17 protein-coding genes are annotated in these 19,787 nt (G+C 53.8%); 10 read left to right on the top strand and 7 right to left on the bottom strand.

Annotated features, from left to right (window positions below; translation table 11 throughout):
• The first annotated feature begins 86 nt into the window (after nt 1–86).
• The gene (locus G0034_RS16560; RefSeq protein WP_023338612.1) at nt 87–1,325 is read left to right on the top strand and encodes an Nramp family divalent metal transporter; all 1,239 of its coding nucleotides are present in this window, start codon (nt 87–89) and stop codon (nt 1,323–1,325) included.
• Nucleotides 1,326–1,365: 40 nt separating this feature from the next.
• Here G0034_RS16560 and G0034_RS16555 read toward each other — a convergent pair whose 3' ends face one another.
• Nucleotides 1,366–1,716, bottom strand: a complete 351-nt coding sequence (locus G0034_RS16555) for a DUF2502 domain-containing protein (RefSeq protein ID WP_014884723.1) — start codon at nt 1,714–1,716, stop codon at nt 1,366–1,368.
• 127 nt (nt 1,717–1,843) lie between these two features.
• Nucleotides 1,844–2,842: an L-glyceraldehyde 3-phosphate reductase gene (gene mgrA, locus G0034_RS16550; RefSeq protein ID WP_179121111.1), complete on the bottom strand. Its 999-nt coding sequence runs from the start codon at nt 2,840–2,842 to the stop codon at nt 1,844–1,846.
• 184 nt (nt 2,843–3,026) lie between these two features.
• On the opposite strand from mgrA, the gene ipdC reads away from it, so the two are divergent.
• Nucleotides 3,027–4,685 (top strand): indolepyruvate decarboxylase, encoded by a 1,659-nt coding sequence (gene ipdC / locus G0034_RS16545; RefSeq protein ID WP_179121110.1) that lies wholly within the window; start codon nt 3,027–3,029, stop codon nt 4,683–4,685.
• Here ipdC and G0034_RS16540 read toward each other — a convergent pair whose 3' ends face one another.
• A complete protein-coding gene (locus G0034_RS16540) occupies nt 4,686–5,921 on the bottom strand; it encodes an ion channel protein (RefSeq protein WP_023338609.1) in 1,236 nt (411 codons plus the stop codon).
• Between the two features lie 205 nt (nt 5,922–6,126).
• On the opposite strand from G0034_RS16540, the gene glk reads away from it, so the two are divergent.
• On the top strand, nt 6,127–7,092 hold the full coding sequence (gene glk / locus G0034_RS16535; protein ID WP_014884719.1) for a glucokinase: 966 nt from the start codon (nt 6,127–6,129) through the stop codon (nt 7,090–7,092).
• A 31-nt stretch (nt 7,093–7,123) separates the two neighbouring features.
• On the opposite strand, the gene G0034_RS16530 is transcribed toward glk, so the two are convergent.
• A complete protein-coding gene (locus G0034_RS16530) occupies nt 7,124–7,855 on the bottom strand; it encodes a LytR/AlgR family response regulator transcription factor (RefSeq protein WP_023338608.1) in 732 nt (243 codons plus the stop codon).
• A gap of 1 nt (nt 7,856) precedes the next feature.
• The gene (locus G0034_RS16525) at nt 7,857–9,563 is read right to left on the bottom strand and encodes a sensor histidine kinase (protein WP_014884717.1); all 1,707 of its coding nucleotides are present in this window, start codon (nt 9,561–9,563) and stop codon (nt 7,857–7,859) included.
• A gap of 387 nt (nt 9,564–9,950) precedes the next feature.
• Between G0034_RS16525 and alaC the strand changes: the two genes are divergently transcribed.
• A complete protein-coding gene (gene alaC / locus G0034_RS16520; RefSeq protein ID WP_014884716.1) occupies nt 9,951–11,189 on the top strand; it encodes an alanine transaminase in 1,239 nt (412 codons plus the stop codon).
• Nucleotides 11,190–11,241: 52 nt separating this feature from the next.
• Here alaC and ypdK read toward each other — a convergent pair whose 3' ends face one another.
• Both ypdK and lpxP read right to left on the bottom strand, forming a co-directional pair.
• Nucleotides 11,242–11,313 (bottom strand): membrane protein YpdK, encoded by a 72-nt coding sequence (gene ypdK, locus G0034_RS16515; RefSeq protein WP_099458937.1) that lies wholly within the window; start codon nt 11,311–11,313, stop codon nt 11,242–11,244.
• Between the two features lie 358 nt (nt 11,314–11,671).
• On the bottom strand, nt 11,672–12,592 hold the full coding sequence (gene lpxP, locus G0034_RS16510; protein WP_286079252.1) for a kdo(2)-lipid IV(A) palmitoleoyltransferase: 921 nt from the start codon (nt 12,590–12,592) through the stop codon (nt 11,672–11,674).
• Nucleotides 12,593–13,360: 768 nt separating this feature from the next.
• Here lpxP and tssB point away from each other — a divergent pair.
• Genes tssB through hcp form a run of 6 tightly spaced genes read left to right on the top strand, consistent with a single transcriptional unit; the run spans nt 13,361 to nt 19,677 of the window.
• Nucleotides 13,361–13,858 (top strand): type VI secretion system contractile sheath small subunit, encoded by a 498-nt coding sequence (tssB, locus tag G0034_RS16505; protein WP_014884714.1) that lies wholly within the window; start codon nt 13,361–13,363, stop codon nt 13,856–13,858.
• A 32-nt stretch (nt 13,859–13,890) separates the two neighbouring features.
• A complete protein-coding gene (gene tssC / locus G0034_RS16500; protein WP_032664902.1) occupies nt 13,891–15,435 on the top strand; it encodes a type VI secretion system contractile sheath large subunit in 1,545 nt (514 codons plus the stop codon).
• A gap of 13 nt (nt 15,436–15,448) precedes the next feature.
• Nucleotides 15,449–16,792 carry a type VI secretion system baseplate subunit TssK gene (gene tssK / locus G0034_RS16495; RefSeq protein ID WP_179121339.1) on the top strand — a complete coding sequence of 448 codons (1,344 nt, stop codon included), beginning with the start codon at nt 15,449–15,451 and terminating at the stop codon, nt 16,790–16,792.
• Nucleotides 16,789–17,478 (top strand): type VI secretion system protein TssL, short form, encoded by a 690-nt coding sequence (gene tssL / locus G0034_RS16490; protein ID WP_179121109.1) that lies wholly within the window; start codon nt 16,789–16,791, stop codon nt 17,476–17,478. Before tssK ends, tssL begins: the two co-directional genes overlap by 4 nt.
• Nucleotides 17,475–19,181 carry an OmpA family protein gene (locus tag G0034_RS16485; protein ID WP_047027330.1) on the top strand — a complete coding sequence of 569 codons (1,707 nt, stop codon included), beginning with the start codon at nt 17,475–17,477 and terminating at the stop codon, nt 19,179–19,181. The genes tssL and G0034_RS16485 overlap by 4 nt, the downstream gene beginning before the upstream one ends.
• A gap of 4 nt (nt 19,182–19,185) precedes the next feature.
• On the top strand, nt 19,186–19,677 hold the full coding sequence (gene hcp, locus G0034_RS16480) for a type VI secretion system effector Hcp (RefSeq protein ID WP_014884709.1): 492 nt from the start codon (nt 19,186–19,188) through the stop codon (nt 19,675–19,677).
• Nucleotides 19,678–19,787 lie beyond the last annotated feature (110 nt).

Below are 19,787 nucleotides of genomic sequence, written 5' to 3'. Positions count from 1 at the left end.
ATGTTTAACCACTTAAATGATCTTGATAATCATTCTCATTTTGATAGCATTAAACATAGCAAAGGCTATATTTCCAGAGGCAGATAATGACTAACAGTCGCGTAGAGGGTAGCAGTGGCAGAGCGGCGCGCAAGCTGCGGTTCGCATTAATGGGACCTGCGTTCATTGCTGCCATTGGCTATATCGATCCGGGTAATTTTGCGACCAATATTCAGGCCGGGGCCAGCTTCGGCTATAAGTTGCTGTGGGTGGTCGTCTGGGCGAACCTGATGGCGATGCTGATTCAAATGCTCTCAGCAAAACTGGGGATTGCTACGGGCAAAAACCTGGCAGAACAAATCCGCGACCACTACCCACGTCCGGCCGTCTGGCTCTACTGGGTGCAGGCTGAAATCATCGCCATGGCAACCGATCTCGCTGAATTTATCGGTGCGGCGATCGGCTTTAAGCTGATTCTGGGCGTATCGCTATTGCAAGGGGCGGTCCTGACCGGGATTGCCACTTTCCTGATCCTGATGTTACAGCGTCGGGGGCAAAAGCCGCTTGAAAAGGTGATTGGTGGGCTGCTGCTGTTTGTCGCGGCGGCCTATATTGTCGAGCTGATATTCTCCCAGCCAAACCTGGTACAGCTTGGTAAAGGCATGGTGATCCCCAGCCTGCCAACGTCGGAAGCCGTCTTCCTGGCTGCCGGGGTGCTTGGGGCGACCATTATGCCACACGTCATTTATCTGCACTCTTCGCTGACCCAGCATCTTCACGGTGGGACGTGTAAAGAACGTTATTCGGCAACCAAATGGGATGTGGCGATTGCCATGACCATCGCGGGTTTTGTGAACCTGGCGATGATGGCCACCGCAGCCGCCGCTTTTCACTTTAACGGTCATACCGGTATTGCCGATCTCGACCAGGCGTATCTCACGCTGGAGCCGTTACTGAGCCATGCTGCTGCCACGATTTTTGGTTTGAGCCTGGTGGCTGCCGGTCTCTCTTCCACGGTGGTGGGCACGCTGGCGGGGCAAGTGGTGATGCAGGGATTTGTGCGTTTCCATATTCCCCTGTGGGTTCGTCGTTCCGTCACCATGCTGCCATCGTTTGTTGTGATTCTGATGGGGCTTGATCCCACGCGAATTCTGGTGATGAGTCAGGTGCTGCTGAGTTTTGGTATCGCACTGGCGCTGGTTCCTCTGCTGATTTTTACCAGCAATCCAGCCCTGATGGGCGATCTGGTTAACTCGACGCTGGTGAAACGGACAGGATGGGCAATTGTAGTAGTGGTTGTGGCGCTAAATTTATGGCTGTTGATTGGCACAGCGCTGGGGTTATAAAATAGAAAGGAGCCGAAAGGCTCCTTTTTTACATTTTACATTAATGACGACCGTGGCCGTGACCACCGTGTCCTTTTGGGCCGTGACCCCAGCCACCGCGGCGGTCGTCACGATCGTTCCAGCCCTCGCGGTAGCCGCGTTCATAGGCGTTGTTTTTGTACCAGCCGCGATGCAGGCCATTATCGTGCCTGCGCCAGCGGTCACCGCGCCATTCATAATGACGGTTCCAGTAGTCACGGTCGCGCCAGTAGCCACCGTCCCAGTATCTGCCGTAGTCGTCACGATCGCCAATTTGTAATTTTACTGATGGCAACAGGGTGATTTCGCCAGCAGTGGCGATGAGCGGGGCGGAAGCCAGTAATACCGCTGCAAGAATCAGTGACCTGAACATACTCTTTCTCCTTCACGATCGGGGCCTTTGTGGGGCCTGTTAACGCAATATTACGAGTTGGTAAAGCCTCGTTTCATCGCCTCAACTCCGAATTCCAGGTTCAGAGCACTTTTTGCTAAAAGTGGTTTTATTTTGAGCTACTCAGTATTTCTTCAATAAGGTTCAGCTCTTCCGCGGAGAAATGGCGGTTTTCCAGCATGCCAACGGCGTCATCAATTTGAGCCGCTTGACTTGCCCCAATCAGCACCGACGTCACGTCGTCATGGCGCAACACCCAGGCCAGCGCCATCTGCGATAGCTTCTGGCCGCGGTCTTCCGCCAGGGCATTGAGCTTACGCACTTTTTCCAGCTTCTCTTCGGTGATCTGATCCGGGTTGAGGAACTGACTGCCACTTGCCGCACGGGAGTCCGCGGGAATACCGTTCAGATATCGGTTGGTGAGCTGTCCTCCCGCCAGCGGCGAGAAGGGAATACAGCCGACGCCTTTTTCCTGTAGCACGGCCAGTAAACCCCCTTCCGGTCCTCGTTCAAACATGGAGTATTTCGGCTGGTGGATCAGGCAGGGCGTGCCAAGGTCATTCAGGATATCAATCGCTTTTCGCGCCAGCTCTGCAGGATAGTTGGATAACCCGACATACAGCGCTTTTCCCTGGCGCACCAGATGGTCAAGCGCTTTCATGGTTTCAATCAGCGGGGTTTCCGGGTCAGGACGGTGATGATAGAAGATATCGACATACTCCAGCCCCATGCGTTTCAGGCTTTGATCCAGGCTTGCAAGCAGATATTTACGCGATCCCCAGTCGCCGTAGGGGCCGTCCCACATGGTATATCCCGCTTTCGTCGAGATAATCAGCTCGTCGCGCCAGGGCAGAAAATCCTCCTGCAAAATACGCCCAAAATTACGCTCGGCCGACCCCGGTGGAGGACCATAGTTATTGGCAAGGTCGAAATGCGTAATACCCAGGTCGAAGGCGCGCTGTAAAATTTGACGGCTGTTTTCGAGACGCGTGGCGTCCCCAAAGTTATGCCACAGACCCAGCGATATGACGGGCAACCTGAGCCCGCTTTGACCGCAGCGACGATACTGCATTGTCTGGTAACGATTTTTATCCGGCTGATAACCCATTTTATGACCTCGTGCGCAGATGAGAAAAATCAGTGTATGCGTTTACATTAACGTGAAAAAAAGCAGCATAGCGCAGCCTTTTTTGTAAAGCATTCTTTCCATACCCTTCTTACCGCTGATTCTGGACAGCCATCACGCTTCTCTAATACTCAAAGTGAGGTCAACATTAGAAGGATACCTGTTCATGCGTACCCCATACTGCGTCGCCGATTACCTGCTGGACCGTCTTACTGATTGTGGAGCCGATCATCTGTTTGGCGTGCCGGGCGACTATAACCTGCAGTTTCTCGACCATGTAATAGACAGCCCCGACATCTGTTGGGTGGGCTGTGCCAACGAATTAAACGCGTCGTATGCCGCTGACGGATATGCCCGCTGCAAGGGCTTCGCCGCGCTGCTCACAACATTCGGTGTCGGCGAGTTAAGTGCCATGAATGGCATCGCGGGAAGCTATGCCGAGCACGTTCCGGTATTGCATATTGTCGGGGCGCCGGGGACGGCGTCACAGCAACGAGGGGAACTGCTGCACCATACGCTGGGTGATGGGGAGTTCCGCCATTTTTATCATATGAGCGAGCCGATTACCGTCGCTCAGGCGATCCTGACCGAACAAAACGCCTGCTATGAAATCGACCGGGTTCTGACCACCATGCTCCGGGAGCGTCGCCCCGGCTATTTGATGTTACCTGCCGACGTGGCAAAAAAAGCCGCCACGCCTCCTGTAAACGCTCTCACACTTCACCATGCCCATGCCGACAGTGCCTGCCTGAAAGCGTTTCGGGATGCTGCGGAAAATAAACTGGCAACCAGCAAGCGCACCGCGCTGTTAGCTGATTTCCTTGTTCTGCGCCATGGACACAAGCATGCGCTACAGAAGTGGGTGAAGGACGTGCCGATGGCGCACGCCACGATGCTAATGGGTAAAGGGATATTCGACGAACGTCATGCCGGTTTTTACGGCACATACAGCGGCTCGGCAAGCGCCGGCCCGGTAAAAGAGGCGATTGAAGGGGCGGATACGGTACTGTGCATCGGCACCCGTTTTACCGATACCCTCACCGCCGGTTTCACCCATCAGTTAACCCCGGCCCAAACGATAGAAGTTCAGCCTCACGCTGCCCGCGTCGGTGACGTCTGGTTTACCGGCATCCCGATGCTTCAGGCAATCGAAACGCTGGTGGAACTGTGCAAACAGCATGTGCATGATAAACCTGCGCCAGCTTACCATCGCGCAATGAGCTTCCCTCAGCCGGAGGGCGCGCTGACCCAGGAGAATTTCTGGAAAACGTTGCAAACGTTTATTCGCCCAGGAGACATCATCCTTGCCGATCAGGGAACTTCGGCCTTCGGCGCCATTGACCTGCGCCTTCCGGCTGACGTGAATTTTATCGTCCAGCCGCTGTGGGGGTCGATCGGCTACACGCTGGCCGCAGCGTTTGGCGCACAAACGGCTTGCCCGAACCGGCGTGTGATAGTGCTGACGGGGGATGGCGCGGCGCAGCTGACTATTCAGGAGCTCGGGTCGATGTTGCGTGATAAACAACGTCCGATCATTCTGGTGCTGAACAACGAAGGGTACACGGTCGAAAGGGCCATCCATGGACCAGAGCAACGGTATAATGATATTGCGCTCTGGAACTGGACGCACCTTCCTCAGGCGCTAAGTCTCGCGCCTCAGGCCGAGTGCTGGCAGGTGAGTGAGGCGGGCGAGCTGGTGGATGTGCTGGAAAAAGTGGCGCACCACGAGCGGCTTTCGCTGATCGAGGTCATGCTGCCGAAATCCGACATACCGCCGCTGCTGAGCGCGCTCACCAAAGCGCTGGAAGCGCGCAACAGCGCCTGATTACTTATCGTTTCGCCAGGCCATCATCATCGGTTTGCCCGCCAGCAGGAGCCAGGCGGGCAACATCACGATGCAGAGCAGCGGGAACAGCGTCGAATCCGGCACCACAACCGCCGCCATAAACAGGCTCAGCCATGCGTCACGCGTCACCACCAGAACCAGACCCAGAATCGAGCAGGAGACGGTAATTGCCGCCGGAACCGCATCCACATGTTCGTGCAACATCAGCCCCAGCGCCACGCCGACAAAGACTGCCGGGAAAATGCGTCCACCGCGGAAACCGCACGCAGCCGCGACGACCAGCGCCGCCAGTTTGATGACGGCAAACAGCAGATAATCGGAAACGCTAAATACCTGACTGAAGGCCAACTGCTGCATCTCGTCCAGGCCTTTAAACAGCGTCACCGTCCCGCCGATGGTGCCTAAAATACCGAGGATCAATCCCCCTGTGCCCAGAATCAACACCGGATGCTTGAGTTTATGCATTAGCCGGTGCAGGCGTGGCAGACACCATACCGCGACCATCCCCAGCGCGATGGCAATCGCAACGACGATGGCACCGCTGAAAATATCCGCTATTCGCATCTCTCCGTAGTGGGGCAGTGAGAGGGAAAAGTGGGGATGGAAAAACAGACTGGTTGTTAGCGCGCCCGCCGCCGCGGCCATCAGGGGAGCAAACAGTTTGTCCCAGAGCGGGACATCATTGTTGCTGGTAAGCGTCTGTGAAAAAATCAGCGCGGCAGCGACGGGCGTCCCGAAAAGCGCCCCGATGGTGCCTGCGGAGGCGAGGATCGTCCAGTCCAGCGCACCCACGCGCGGTAAAATGCGTGAGCCCAGGAACACCGCCAGACCAATATTCACCGCCATAATGGGATGCTCTGGTCCGAGGCTGACGCCGCCCGCCAGGCCCACAATTAACGCGATGATCAACCCCGGCAGCGCAGAGGGCGGAACCGGGGCGCCAATCAGCGGCTCCAGCGCCGGGTCCGGTCCGGCGTGGCCGGGACTGAATCGGATCACCAGGCCTACCGCAATACCGGTTAACGTCAGCATCAAAATGATCCACGCTGAAGAATCAGCGGTGATCCCCAGTTTCGCCGGAAGCGCCGTCCATAGCAGGGCTTGCAGCACCGACGCGACTTTCATCACGACAATGAGTACCAGGCTTGACGCCACGCCAATGATGAGCGCCGGAATTGCCAGCAACAGCATGGTTCTGGCTCGCGGGTGGAGCATGATGATTTCCTTGTACAAAACGGTATAACGTTACTCTGCACAATCAGCTTTATGGCAATAGTGCAAAAGGTGCTGAAACGGTAAAGTTATTCTGTGACGAAGATCGATAATCCATGGGCATTCACCTTCCAGTCGTTGTTGTTATCACGCCTTGAATTTACAGTGTCCCAAAGATTTATTCTGACTTTAGCGGAGCAGTAGAAGAATGACAAAGTATGCTTTGGTAGGTGATGTGGGCGGCACGAACGCGCGCCTCGCATTATGCGATGTAAGTAGCGGTGAAATTTCCCGGGCGAAAACCTACTCGGGGTTAGATTATCCCAGCCTTGAGGCCGTTGTCCGCGTCTATCTGGATGAACATCAGGTGAGCGTCGAGGATGGCTGCATTGCCATTGCCTGCCCGATAACTGGCGACTGGGTCGCCATGACCAACCATACCTGGGCATTCTCTATTGCAGAGATGAAAAAGAATCTCGGTTTTGCGCATCTGGAAATCATCAATGACTTCACCGCCGTGTCTATGGCGATCCCGATGCTCAAGCCAGAGCATCTGATCCAGTTCGGCGGTGCTGAACCGGTCGAGGGAAAGCCGATTGCGGTTTACGGTGCCGGTACGGGTCTGGGCGTTTCGCATCTGGTGCATGTTGATCGGCGCTGGGTAAGCCTGCCGGGTGAGGGCGGTCATGTAGACTTTGCGCCAAACAGCGAAGAAGAGGGCATTATTCTCGAAGAGTTACGTGCTGAGATCGGTCACGTCTCTGCCGAGCGCGTCCTGTCTGGACCCGGGCTGGTGAACCTGTACCGTGCAATTGTGAAATCGGACGGACGTCTGCCGGAAAACCTGCAGCCGAAAGACGTCACCGAACGCGCGCTGGCGGACAGCTGCATTGACTGCCGTCGTGCCCTGTCGCTGTTCTGCGTGATCATGGGACGTTTCGGCGGCAACCTGGCGCTAACGCTGGGCACCTTTGGTGGGGTCTATATTGCGGGCGGGATTGTGCCACGCTTCCTCGACTTCTTTAAAGCTTCAGGTTTCCGCGGTGGGTTTGAAGATAAAGGACGCTTCAGAAGCTACGTGCAGGATATTCCTGTTTATCTCATCGTGCATGATAACCCTGGCCTGCTGGGTTCGGGTGCCCATCTGCGTCAGGTTCTCGGGCAAATCCTCTGACACAGAGCCCTCTCCGCCGGGAGAGGGCGTTTTACAGGTGCATCAGCTGACGGAACTCTTTCACCTTGCTGCGGCTCACCGGCACCTGAAAATCCAGATCCTTGAGACGCAAAATATAGGTATTGTTAAACCACGGCTCGATCTCGCGGATCTTATTTAAATTCACGCAGAACGAACGGTGGCAGCGGAAAAAGTGGGCCGACGGCAGCTTGCCGCAGAATTCGGTAATGTTCATCGCCATGACAAACGATTCCCGCCGCGTATAGACAAACGTCATCTTCTCATGCGCTTCGGCGTAGTAGATATCATTCACTGGCGTCACGATGATGCGTTCATCCTTGACCAGATTAATGGTGTCGTTTTCCCGTACCGTCGGGCTGGCGGTGACCGGAGCGCTCTGTTGCTGCCATGCGGCCTCCAGCTTTTGCAGCATGCTGACAATCCGCGACTCCTGGTAAGGTTTCAGAATATAGTCAAACGCCTCCAGTTCGAAGGCCTCAACGGCATGCTCTTTCCAGGCGGTAACGAACACAATAAACGGCTTATGGGCAAACTGATTGATGTTTTGCGCCAGCAAGACGCCGTCCAGCGAAGGAATATTAATATCCAGAAAAATGGCGTCGACCCGGTTATGCTGCAGAAATTTCAGCACGTCCAGCCCATCGTCAAAGGTACCCACAATCTCCATCTGACTGTGGGTTTTGATGAGCCAGGTGAGCTCCTGTTGAGCCAGAATTTCATCTTCAACGATAATGACTTTCATATTACTCACCCTGAGGTAACAGTGATGCCGTCGCATGAACAGGGGAGCGTTCATTCGGGACGTAAAAAGCGATTTCAGTGCCGGGTTCAAGACGGTGAATATGCAGCCCATCGCCGTAGAGCAGCTTGACCCTGTGATGCACATTCAGCAGCCCGATTTTATTCCCCGGCATCTCATTAGACTCCACGCGCTCGATGACTTTTGGGTCAATCCCGTGGCCGGTATCGCGCACGGCGATACGCACCCGGTTGCCGCTTTCGGTGATGCTAATGGTGACCACACCTTTGCCTTTACAGGGCTGAATACCGTGAACAATGGCGTTTTCGACCAGCGGCTGGATCAGCAGGCTCGGGATCACGCAGTTGACCTCTTCATCAATATCGTAAATGACCGTCAGTTTGTCGCCGAAGCGCGCCTGCTCGATCGCGATGTAGTCTTTAATCTGATACAGCTCTTTTTTGATGTCGATCTGCTCGTCATCCTTCAACTCAATGTTGTAGCGCAGATAACGCGACAGGTTGAAAATCAGCTGGCGCGCGGTGTCCGGATTCAAACGAATTGAAGAGGAGATGGCGTTTAACGCGTTAAACAGGAAATGGGGATTGATTTTGCTCTGCAGCGCGCGCAGCTCTGCCTTATTTGCCATCTCGCGTAACTGTTCCGCCCGTGAGACCTCAAGCTGCGTGGAGATGATCTGCGACAGACCTATCGCCATCTCCTGCAGCGTTGAGGTGATCTGGTGCGCGTGACAGTAATAAATTTTCAGCGTGCCCGTCACCACGCCTTTCTCCCAAAGCGGGATCACCAGCATGGAGTGGATCTCCGGCGTTCGGTGGGCTTCATCATTGTTTTTAATAATGATTTTACCGTAGTTAATCGCTTGTCTGGTGGTCGGGCTTATCGTGTCATCATTGTCGCGGTAGTTGTGCTCGCCAACGCCGACGTAAGCCAGCACGTGGTCAATATTGGTGATAGCGACGGCATCCGCGTGAATGTCGTGGCGAATAATCTCGCAGACCTGACGCAACGACTCCGCGTTAACGTGGCGGAAAAGCGGCAGCGTTTTGTTGGCGATATCCAGCGCCAGCTTGGCCTGGCGAGCGGCACTGGCCTCTTTTTCCCCTTCCACACTCTGCACCAGCAGCACGATAAAACCGATGCACACGCTACCCAGAATCATAGGGATACCGATTTTCGAGACGATATCCAGCCCCAGCGCGGTCGTGGGAGCCCAGACGACAACCAGGATCATGGTCAGCGTTTCGCACACCATACCCGCGAGGATCCCGGCGCGCCAGCGCTGCTTTTTCGGGATTTTACGGCTGATCCAGCCGGATAGTACCCCGGCGATAATGCTGGTGATAAAGCACGGTACCGCCGTGACGCCGCCGATATCAATCAGGTAGCGATGGGTTCCGGCAATCACGCCGGTGATGACACCTACCCACGGACCAAACAAAATTCCGCCAGACATGACGGCGATAATCCGCACGTTAACCAGCGAGCCCTCTACCGGCACGCCGGACCAGGTGCTGAACAGCGCAAAGAGCGAAAAGATAGCGGTGACGGCCAGCAGCTCTTTCGGCGAGTGAGCAGATTTATGCAACAGCTCGCGAAACAGGCGAATGCGAATAAGGAAGAACAGGCAAATCAGCATTAATGCTGCGCGATCAAAAACCGCCAGCAGCATAGTGAATATTTCGTGCACGAGCAGACCTGGGAAAACGGGAAAGAACCATGATAAAAAACCTGGGGCATATTGACCAGCTATCCGTCAGGTTTATCAAATGAGGAAAAACCCTGTTTTAGAAAGGGGATTATCGAATGAGGATTGATACCTCCCGATCTTTTCCTGCTGTCGCATCGTCCGGTAACTATTTTGATATCATTGTGTTAAACAATAGATAACGGAAAGCCGATATGAGTCCCCCTCCTTCCGCTTTAAGGCGTACCCGTGTTCCGGTTTTCATGGGGTTCTCTTTTTTTTCATTTCCCTCTCGACAGCGTGATTTTTTTCAGGTTATTTTCTAAGCATGTCACATCAGTGGCAGCGTCGCTCGGACGGTCCGGGCGCTAACGTTAATCTGAGGAATCTATGGCTGAATTCAGTCCTGAACGCCGTTTTACGCGTATCGATCGTCTCCCCCCTTATGTTTTCAATATCACCGCTGAACTGAAAATGGCTGCGCGTCGGCGCGGCGAAGACATCATTGATTTCAGCATGGGCAACCCTGACGGCCCAACGCCACCGCATATCGTTGAGAAGCTCTGCACGGTTGCCCAGCGTCCGGATACGCACGGCTACTCAACCTCGCGCGGTATTCCCAGATTACGCCGCGCGATCTCGCGCTGGTATCAGGATCGTTATCAGGTTGATATCGATCCTGAAAGTGAAGCCATTGTGACCATCGGCTCGAAAGAGGGGCTGGCGCACCTGATGCTGGCCACGCTGGATCACGGTGATACGGTACTGGTTCCCAATCCGAGTTACCCAATCCATATTTACGGCGCGGTGATAGCCGGGGCGCAGGTACGTTCTGTACCGCTGGTGGAAGGCGTCGATTTCTTCAACGAACTGGAGCGCGCCATTCGCGAAAGCTATCCGAAACCCAAGATGATGATCCTGGGTTTCCCGTCCAACCCGACGGCGCAGTGTGTGGAGCTCGATTTCTTTGAGAAGGTTGTGGCCCTGGCTAAGCGTTATGACGTGCTGGTGGTACATGATTTGGCGTATGCGGATATCGTCTATGACGGCTGGAAAGCGCCTTCAATCATGCAGGTACCGGGGGCGCGTGACGTGGCGGTAGAATTCTTTACCCTGTCGAAAAGCTACAACATGGCGGGCTGGCGTATTGGTTTTATGGTGGGTAACAAAACGCTGGTGAGTGCGCTGGCGCGAATCAAGAGCTATCACGATTACGGCACCTTTACGCCGCTACAGGTTGCCGCTATTGCGGCGCTTGAAGGCGATCAGCAATGCGTTCACGACATTGCAGCCCAGTATAAACGCCGCCGCGACGTGCTGGTAAAAGGGTTACATGAAGCGGGCTGGATGGTGGAAATGCCGAAAGCGTCCATGTACGTCTGGGCGAAAATTCCGGAGCCGTATGCGGCAATGGGATCGCTTGAGTTTGCTAAAAAACTGCTGCAGGACGCGAAGGTGTGTGTTTCACCGGGCATTGGCTTTGGTGATTACGGTGACACCCATGTGCGCTTTGCTTTAATCGAAAATAGCGACCGTATTCGTCAGGCGGTGAGGGGCATCAAGAGTATGTTCCGGGCCGATGGCCTGCTCTCAACAAAGAGCGTCTCCGAACACCCCGCATCATCATGACATAAAAAGACAGGAGCCTATGGCTCCTGTCTTTTTGACTGCATGTTCTTCACTAGATCATCAGGGCAAAGGTTCCGGCCCAGACTAAAACGATCACCGAAATGCCCATAAAGAAATATTTCACGTTTCATCGCTCCGCGTATCTTGTGGTACGCATTTAAAAACAGAGTCCAACTGAGTATAGAGAACTGAAATCCGGCCAAAACGGAAATGAGAATTTTCCCGCTATGCCGCCGACTCCAGCTCAGAATTCTGTGCTTTCCTGTAGCCAGACGGCGCTAATGTACGCCTAAAAAAGAGGGGTGACAAGAGGGATTTTTTTAAATAATTTCCGACACTTACGGGTGTCGTGGAACGGCGACAGTTTGATTTCACAACGCAATAAATTCACTTTGAGCGACGCGACGAAAAACCGTTACACGGGGTTATTACAGGTGATTGAAAAGGTTAGTTTCTTATCGAAACTAACCGTCACGCGGGACTTAAATATAGAGCGAGGCTTCGCCAAGTGGGCGCGTTTTGAAACGGCGATGCATCCAGAGATATTGCTCTGGCGCGCGCATGATTTCAGTTTCGATGACCTTGTTGATAAACGCTGCGGCTTCGCATTCGTTTTCAGGATAGTTAGCCATTTCAGGAGAGATGTGCAGACGATAGCCTGATTTATCCGCTTTTCTCACCATCGTCACGGTCAGCATGGCGGCGCCTGACAACCGCGAAATCACAAAGGTACCGTTGGTTGTCGCCACGTCTTTAACGGCAAAGAAGGGGGCAAAGCTGCTGCCTTTACGTCCATAATCCTGGTCGGGGGCAAACCAGACGGCTTCACCTTTCTTCAGGGCACCGACCATTCCACGCAGATTATTACGGCTGATCATCGCTTTATTGGAACGCATGCGGCCGCGCGTCTGTACCCACTCCATTACTGGACTATTGTGCGGTCTGTAGGTCGCCATCATTGGCTGGCAAAGACCCATCACCCGGCCACCCAACTCCAGCGACATAAAGTGAACGCCCACAACCATCACACCGCGCTTTTGCAACTGCGCGCGTTTAAGGTTGTCCAGCCCTTCGACATCAAACCACTTGCGGACGCGTTCATCCGACCAGAACCAGGCCATACCGGTTTCGAGCAGCGCCATACCGATAGATTTAAAGTTTTCAGAGATCAATTTTTCGCGCTCTTCAGCATTGTACTGAGGAAAGCAAAGCTCGATGTTTTTGCGCGCGATGGCTTCGCGACCTTTCAGGAAATAGCGAGAGGCGCTGCCCAGTTTCGACCCCAGCAAACGCAGCACAGGGTAGGGAAGTTGCACCAGCAGCCAGAGTACGCCAAGACCAAACCATGTAAACCAGTAACGCGGGTGTAAAAACGCACGTTCAAATTTGGATTGAGACAAGATAGTAAAACCTATGTGAAGCCTGTAAAGGTAGCGCAGCGTGTGCGATACGACGTGCCATTAAGACCGTTCTTCAAGGTGATGGTTTCAGGCTTTACCGAACTTTACGGCGTTGCCTGACCACTGCTGATTTGGGTGGGCGGCGTAATGTAGCACCGTTATACGTTATGTGCTATTACTCGTTTTTGATTAAAAAAGCGGCAGTCAAGGAGGTGGTTGATTTTACAGTTTTTATAGGCAGTCAGTCATGAGAACACCTTCCACCTGAGTCGGGCAGGAAGCCTCTTCAAGAGAGGAAGGATTAAAAGCGCTATTTTTTTGTGGCAGATTCCGTATTCAAATTTTTTTTGTACCTCTTCGTTTAACAAATAAGAATTTTCTTTGTGAAAGTTCTTATTTATTATTCACCCAATGAATGAAGTGCCTGAGTCCATAATTTATTCACCTTTCTTTTTATCGAGTCTAAAGTAGTTCTCTCCTGTGTTTTTGATATAGTGCTGTGATGCAAATCAAAACAATATTGTTTTTTTAGCATCTGACTGGCTGCAATCCCTTTTACGATACAAATATTTGTTTTACAGAAAAAGAGTAGCTTCTTTTTCTGGGTTGGTCTGATAAGTTGCAATAATATCTTAGAGGAAAATTCTTAAGAATTTTCTAATTGCGGATAAATGATCTGTGTATTTGATTTGAGGTCGATCATTGTTCTAATATTGCGCATCAAGAACGATACCGTGAAGTTTGCATCGCAAAACAAAGAGGGATGATCAAATGTCTGACAGTTTTCAGAATGAAGTGCCTAAGGCACGTATTAACCTGAAGCTTGACCTGCATACTGGCGGAGCAAGCAAGAAAATGGAATTACCCTTAAAACTGCTTGTTGCCGGTGATTTCAGTAATGGTCAGGATGCTGCGCCAATATCTGAGCGTGAAAAAGTTAATATCACCAAAAATAATTTCGACAGTGTTCTTTCCGAATATTCCCCAAAAGTTAATCTGAGCGTCAAAAACACACTGTCAGATGATGGTGGTGAGGACAATATTGAGCTGACTTTCCAGAGCATGAAAGATTTCACGCCAGAGCAGGTGGCTGCCCAGATACCACAGCTGAAGGCGATGCTGGCGATGCGCAACTTACTCCGCGATCTTAAGGCCAACCTGTTGGATAACCAGACTTTCCGAAAAGAGCTGGAAAAAATCGTTCTTGACCAGTCGCTTAGCGCTGAATTGCGCAATGAATTATCCGCACTGGCACCCAAAAAAGCTTAACCATCACGATGTTTTAACGGATTAATCAAGGAATGCTCATGTCTGTACAAAATAATATTGCTGGCGGTGAAAGCATGGTGCTGGAACGTCCTGCTACGGGTGGGGTTTACGCCTCCCTGTTTGAGAAAATCAACTTAAGTCCCGTCTCTGAATTGAGCGCCCTGGATATCTGGCAGGACGCGCAGGCGATGTCGGATGCGACCGCTGATGAACGTCTGACGGCAGGTATGCAGGTCTTCCTGGAATGTCTGACCAAAGCCGGTGCGAAAGTCGAAAAACTGGATAAAAGCCTGATTGATCAACACATTGCTGAACTCGATTACCAGATCAGCCGTCAGCTGGACGCGGTAATGCACCATGAGGAGTTTCAGGCAGTTGAAGGTCTGTGGCGCGGAGTAAAGTCGCTGATTGATAAAACAGATTTTCGCCAGAACGTGAAAATTGAGTTGCTGAGTATGTCTAAAGAAGACCTGCGTCAGGACTTCGAAGACAGCCCGGAAATCATCCAGAGTGGTCTGTATAAACACACCTATATTGATGAATATGATACCCCAGGCGGCGAGCCAATTGCGGCACTGATTTCCGCATACGAGTTCGATGCTTCAGCGCAGGATGTCGCGCTGTTGCGCAACATCTCTAAAGTCTCCGCTGCTGCGCACATGCCGTTTATCGGCTCAGCAGGTCCAAAATTCTTCCTTAAAGAGTCCATGGAAGACGTCGCTGCGATAAAAGATATTGGTAACTATTTTGACCGCGCAGAGTACATCAAGTGGAAATCGTTCCGCGATACCGACGACGCTCGCTATATCGGCCTGGTCATGCCGCGCGTACTGGGACGTTTACCGTACGGGCCAGATACCGTTCCCGTTCGCAGCTTCAATTATGTCGAAGAGGTCAAAGGTCCGGATCACGACAAATACCTGTGGACGAATGCCTCCTTTGCCTTTGCGTCCAACATGGTGCGTAGCTTTATCAATAATGGCTGGTGCGTACAGATTCGTGGTCCGCAGGCCGGTGGTGCGGTTCAGGACCTGCCTATCCATCTTTACGATCTCGGTACCGGCAATCAGGTAAAAATCCCGAGCGAGGTCATGATCCCCGAAACCCGCGAATTTGAGTTTGCGAATCTGGGCTTCATTCCTTTGTCCTACTACAAAAACCGCGACTATGCCTGCTTCTTCTCGGCTAACTCAAGCCAGAAACCGGCGCTGTATGACACCGCAGATGCAACGGCTAACAGCCGCATCAACGCGCGTCTGCCGTATATCTTCCTGCTGTCGCGTATCGCCCATTACCTGAAGCTGATTCAGCGCGAAAACATCGGTACCACGAAGGATCGTCGCCTGCTTGAACTGGAGCTGAACACCTGGGTCCGCAGTCTGGTCACTGAAATGACCGATCCGGGCGATGAACTGCAGGCGTCTCACCCGCTGCGTGATGCGAAAGTGGTTGTCGAAGATATTGAAGACAACCCGGGCTTCTTCCGTGTGAAGCTCTACGCGATCCCTCACTTCCAGGTCGAAGGCATGGACGTCAACCTGTCACTGGTTTCCCAGATGCCGAAGGCGAAATCGTAAAACAGGCAGGAAGCTGATGAAAACGGAACAACCGTTATGGGGCAGGGGCATTCTGGTCTCTCCCCAGCATTTTCAGCAACAGGTCGCGTATGCGGCCTGGTCTGCGGAATGTATTGCCCGACTGGGTCTTTCGTGCCCGTGGGGGGTCATTGATGCCACCTTTGAACCGGAATCTCTCAAACTAGGGCGTATTCAGGCCCGGCATCTCCACGTCCGTTTCCAGGACGGCACGCTGATTGATACCGACAATGCTGATCCTCTGCCGCCGGTGCTGTCGCTTGAGAGTGAATCACAGGAGGTGACGGTGGTGCTGGCGCTTCCGCTGCTGCGGGCGAACGGCGGCAACTGTTTAAAGCCTGATGAAGTCGCTGAGCGTCCGGTGCGATATCGCCAGAGCTGGCGGGATGTTCGCAATGCCTTTGGTGAGGATACCCGTCAGATAGCGGTGTTGCAGCCGGAGCTGACGCTGCGTTTTGATCATCAGAATAACAGCGATTATCTGACTTGCCCTGTCGCCCGACTGCAGCAAGATTCACAGGGTTCATGGCAATTAGATGAGACGTTTCTCCCTCCTCTGTTGACTATCCAGGGCAGCCGCTGGCTGGTGACTCAACTGGAACAGCTGTTGACCCAGCTGCGAGTTCGCCTCTGCCGTCTGATGGCAATGCGTCGTGAAAGCAATGAGCGCATGGCTGATTTCGCCGTGGCGGATGTATCTCTGTTCTGGCTGCTCAACGCGCTGAACAGTGCCGAGCCCGTGCTTGGTCAGTTCCAGCGTAACCTGCAAAGCCCGCCGGAACGTCTGTATCCGGAACTTTCTCGCCTGGCCGGGAGCCTGCTGACCTTCTCTCTGGAGCATCAGGTGAGCGCCATACCTGTCTGGCAGCACGAGCAACTCAATGCGGTATTTCCACCGCTGTTTGATTTGCTTGGCGATCTGCTTGAAGCGAGCCTGCCGTCCCGCGTGGTGGCCCTGTCACTCGACTATGACCCACGGCTGCACTTCTGGCAGGCGCGTCTGCATGACCCACGTCTGCGTGAAGGGGCCGATTACTACCTTTCCGTGCGTTCACCGATACCGGTTGCCCAACTGCAGGAACAGTTTCCGCGCCAGTGTAAGGTGGGCAGTCCTGACCATGTGCGGGGGATCGTCAACTCTTCACGTGTGGGCGTACCATTAACCCCACTGCGCCATGTGCCAGCCGCCATTCCATTGCGCCTGGAAAACCAGTATTTCAGTCTCGATCTTTCCCATCCTCTGGCGACAGAAATGCTCCAGAGCGGAACATGCATGTTTTACGTCCCGGGCATGCTTGGCGAGCCTGAACTTGAACTCTTTGCGGTACTGCGAACATGAATGAACGTAAACATGGCACTGCCGTGTCAGTGGATATTGATGCATTGCTGCAGGATACCTGGCTTCAGGTTATCAGCCTTCGCCATGGTCCGCAGTTTCTGGAAGGAGAAGGGCGGGCTCTGTGGGAGCGCTGTATCGCGGATGTGGAGCGCGTTCAGCGTGAACTGAAAGCCAGTGAGCTGGATGAGACCAGTTGTCAGCATATCCTCTCCGCTCAATGTGCATTGCTTGATGAGGCGGTAAAAGGTCGTGGTGTGGAGGACGATGCCTGTGTGGAGTGGTATGACATACCGCTGCAGGGGCATTTTCTTGGCACGATGGATGCGGGTGACACCCTGTGCGACAAGATGCGCGATGTGCTGCGTGAGCCAGCACCAGACTGCGCCGTGCTGACCTGCTTCCAGCGAGTCATGATGCTGGGTTTTCTGGGGAACTTCCGCTCGCTAAACGATCCGGAACGTCAGAAGCTCGTCACAGCCCTGAATGAACGGGTGGCGCCGTTTAGCTATCCGCAGACGCATCCTGTGCTGGCAGAGAGCCGTGTCGGGCGGGGAATGGGAGGGTGGCTTGAATCATGGTCCATGCGTATTGGCCTTAGCGTGGTGGTTCTTGCTGCGCTCTGGTGGGGGCTGGATCATTGGCTCGATCAACTGCTGCAGTCCTTGTTGCCGGGAGTCGTAAAATGAGTCCTGCACAACAGCGCGGGATTGCGCTGTGGGCTGCCCTGCTGAGTGCTGTGGTCTGCCTGGGTTTTCTGCCAGTATCCCGACTGGTTTCGGGGCTCGTTATGCTGGCGATGATCGGCCTTATCATCGCGTTCTGGTATATCGCCAGCCGTCGTGCTGAACCTGACGTCACCTTACATCTGGATGACCTTCCTGAAGCCACTTACCGTCAACCCGTGGTGTTGGTTTGTGGCGATCTACCTCTGACCTGGCCGCAGTCGTCTCCGGTGCTCACCGTCACACAAGGGTGCTGGATCCGCGTTGAAGATCATCAGGATCTTGAGCAGGTCGCCCGGCAGGTGCTGTGGCTGCGACCTGACTGGGGGCGTCAGCTGTCGGTGATGGTCAGTGTCTGTCCACAGAAACACGCCGACAGCGAGCGACTTACCAGCCGCCTGCTGGCCCTGCGCTGGCAAATCAGCCAGCTGCGTAAGGAAACGGGTCATTCTGTGCCGCTGGTTCTGAATGGCCAGGTTGGTAGCGCAATGACGAATGACATGCTCTGGCAGGCGGCTATCGCCGGAGAGGGAATGAGGGTCTGGCGTGAGTCTTCAGCGCCGAGCTCAATCGCTGCGTGGGTCACCACGGGTGGTTCGCCTGCGATGCAACAGCAAGTACTCATGAACAGCCTGATGGGCTGGTTCCATAAGCACGTCAAAGCTGTCTTTATGGATGAAAACCCCGATGTTCCTGTCATTGCACCTGTTGCGGTGCTGTGGGGTATGGGACCGATCCTGGCCGGCAGTCTGGCCACATCGGTCTGGACGGCATGGCTTTCTCGTCACACTGCGATGCAGCGGGTGACGGGCTGGCAGCCAGTGGGAACGGACAGTACGATTATTTCCCCGTTCCCGGATTTTATCCTGCCGCTGCTACCGGAAGGGAGCGGGCTCACATCGCAAGCCCGCACCTGGCGCTGCGTCCTGAGTCTTTTCACCCTGGCGGCGATCGCCGCGCTGCTGAGTAGCGGCTGGAACAATCGCCAGCTAGTGCATCGCGTGAGCTTCGATATTGCCCGTTACGACAGCATCTCTATGGATAACTATGACCAGAAAGCCAGCGCGGTTGCGATCCTGCGTGCGGATGCTGTGCTGCTGGATGATCTGGCGCGTAACGGCGTACCGGCCCGGCTGGGCCTGGGGCTTTATCAGGGCGAACGTCTCCGGATGCCGGTGCTGGAAGCGATCCGCTCGTATGTGCCACCGCCTCCTAAACCACAGCCGAAACCCAAACCGGTACCGAAAATTGTGCGTCTCGACAGCATGTCGTTGTTCGACTCCGGAAAATTCGTGCTCAAAGCGGGTTCCACCAAAATGCTGGTGAATTCTCTGGTGGGCATCAAAGCGAAGCCGGGCTGGCTGATTGTCGTATCTGGCCACACTGATAACACCGGAAATCCGCAACTGAACCAGATGCTCTCGCTGAAACGTGCCGAGGCAGTGCGCAACTGGATGCGAGACACCGGCGACGTACCTGAAAGCTGTTTTGCTGTGCAGGGCTATGGCGAAAGCCGTCCTGTTGCAACCAACGACACCCCGGAAGGGCGTGCGCTCAACCGTCGTGTCGAAATCAGTCTGGTGCCGCAGGCGAACGCCTGTCAGCTACCCGGCAAACACCCGGCGCCATCGCAGGATGATGGCGCATCACAATTAAATGGAGAGTAATTCCATGGCAATTCCTGTTTATCTTTGGCTGAAAGACGATGGCGGCGCGGACATTAAAGGGTCTGTAGACGTTCAGGACCGTGAAGGCAGCATCGAAGTGGTGGCTCAGGAACACAACCTGTACATCCCGACCGATAACAATACCGGCAAGCTGACCGGGACGCGTATCCACACGCCATTCCTGTTCACCAAAGAAATCGATTCCTCCAGCCCATATCTTTATAAGGCTGTGACCACGGGTCAGACCCTGAAGTCTGCGGAATTCAAGTGGTACAAAATCAACGACGCGGGCCAGGAAGTGGAGTATTTCAACACCAAACTGGAAAACGTGAAGGTGGTGAAGGTGAATCCTGAAATGTATGACGTTAAGGATCCTTCTAAAGAGAAGCACAACCACCTTGAGCGCGTTGAACTGCGTTACGAAAAAATCACCTGGACCTACAAAGACGGCAACATCATTCATTCCGACTCCTGGAACGAACGCGCTACTGCGTAAGTCGCAAGCGGGCAGGTTTTCCTGTCCGCTTTTCTCTTTGCTGAACGTCTGCCGCTGCGGGCGCTGAGCAAAGAAAACATTACATCCCGGAAACAGACCTTATGGGCCTC

The sequence above is a fragment of the Enterobacter sp. T2 genome, from assembly GCF_010692925.1.
Classification (GTDB): Bacteria; Pseudomonadota; Gammaproteobacteria; order Enterobacterales; family Enterobacteriaceae; genus Enterobacter; species Enterobacter kobei.
Note: the sequence above shows the minus strand (reverse complement) of the source record. Positions and strands in the feature narration are given on the sequence as shown.

Bases quoted from the DNA above. Each gene is read 5' to 3' on its own strand.
- alaC (WP_014884716.1), top strand. From the start codon at position 9,951: ATGGCTGAATTCAGTCCTGAACGCCGTTTTACGCGTATCGATCGTCTC.
- hcp (WP_014884709.1), top strand. From the start codon at position 19,186: ATGGCAATTCCTGTTTATCTTTGGCTGAAAGACGATGGCGGCGCGGAC.
- G0034_RS16485 (WP_047027330.1), top strand. From the start codon at position 17,475: ATGAGTCCTGCACAACAGCGCGGGATTGCGCTGTGGGCTGCCCTGCTG.
- ipdC (WP_179121110.1), top strand. From the start codon at position 3,027: ATGCGTACCCCATACTGCGTCGCCGATTACCTGCTGGACCGTCTTACT.
- tssL (WP_179121109.1), top strand. From the start codon at position 16,789: ATGAATGAACGTAAACATGGCACTGCCGTGTCAGTGGATATTGATGCA.
- glk (WP_014884719.1), top strand. From the start codon at position 6,127: ATGACAAAGTATGCTTTGGTAGGTGATGTGGGCGGCACGAACGCGCGC.
- mgrA (WP_179121111.1), bottom strand. From the start codon at position 2,842: ATGGGTTATCAGCCGGATAAAAATCGTTACCAGACAATGCAGTATCGT.
- G0034_RS16560 (WP_023338612.1), top strand. From the start codon at position 87: ATGACTAACAGTCGCGTAGAGGGTAGCAGTGGCAGAGCGGCGCGCAAG.
- G0034_RS16555 (WP_014884723.1), bottom strand. From the start codon at position 1,716: ATGTTCAGGTCACTGATTCTTGCAGCGGTATTACTGGCTTCCGCCCCG.
- tssB (WP_014884714.1), top strand. From the start codon at position 13,361: ATGTCTGACAGTTTTCAGAATGAAGTGCCTAAGGCACGTATTAACCTG.
- G0034_RS16530 (WP_023338608.1), bottom strand. From the start codon at position 7,855: ATGAAAGTCATTATCGTTGAAGATGAAATTCTGGCTCAACAGGAGCTC.
- tssC (WP_032664902.1), top strand. From the start codon at position 13,891: ATGCTCATGTCTGTACAAAATAATATTGCTGGCGGTGAAAGCATGGTG.
- G0034_RS16540 (WP_023338609.1), bottom strand. From the start codon at position 5,921: ATGCTCCACCCGCGAGCCAGAACCATGCTGTTGCTGGCAATTCCGGCG.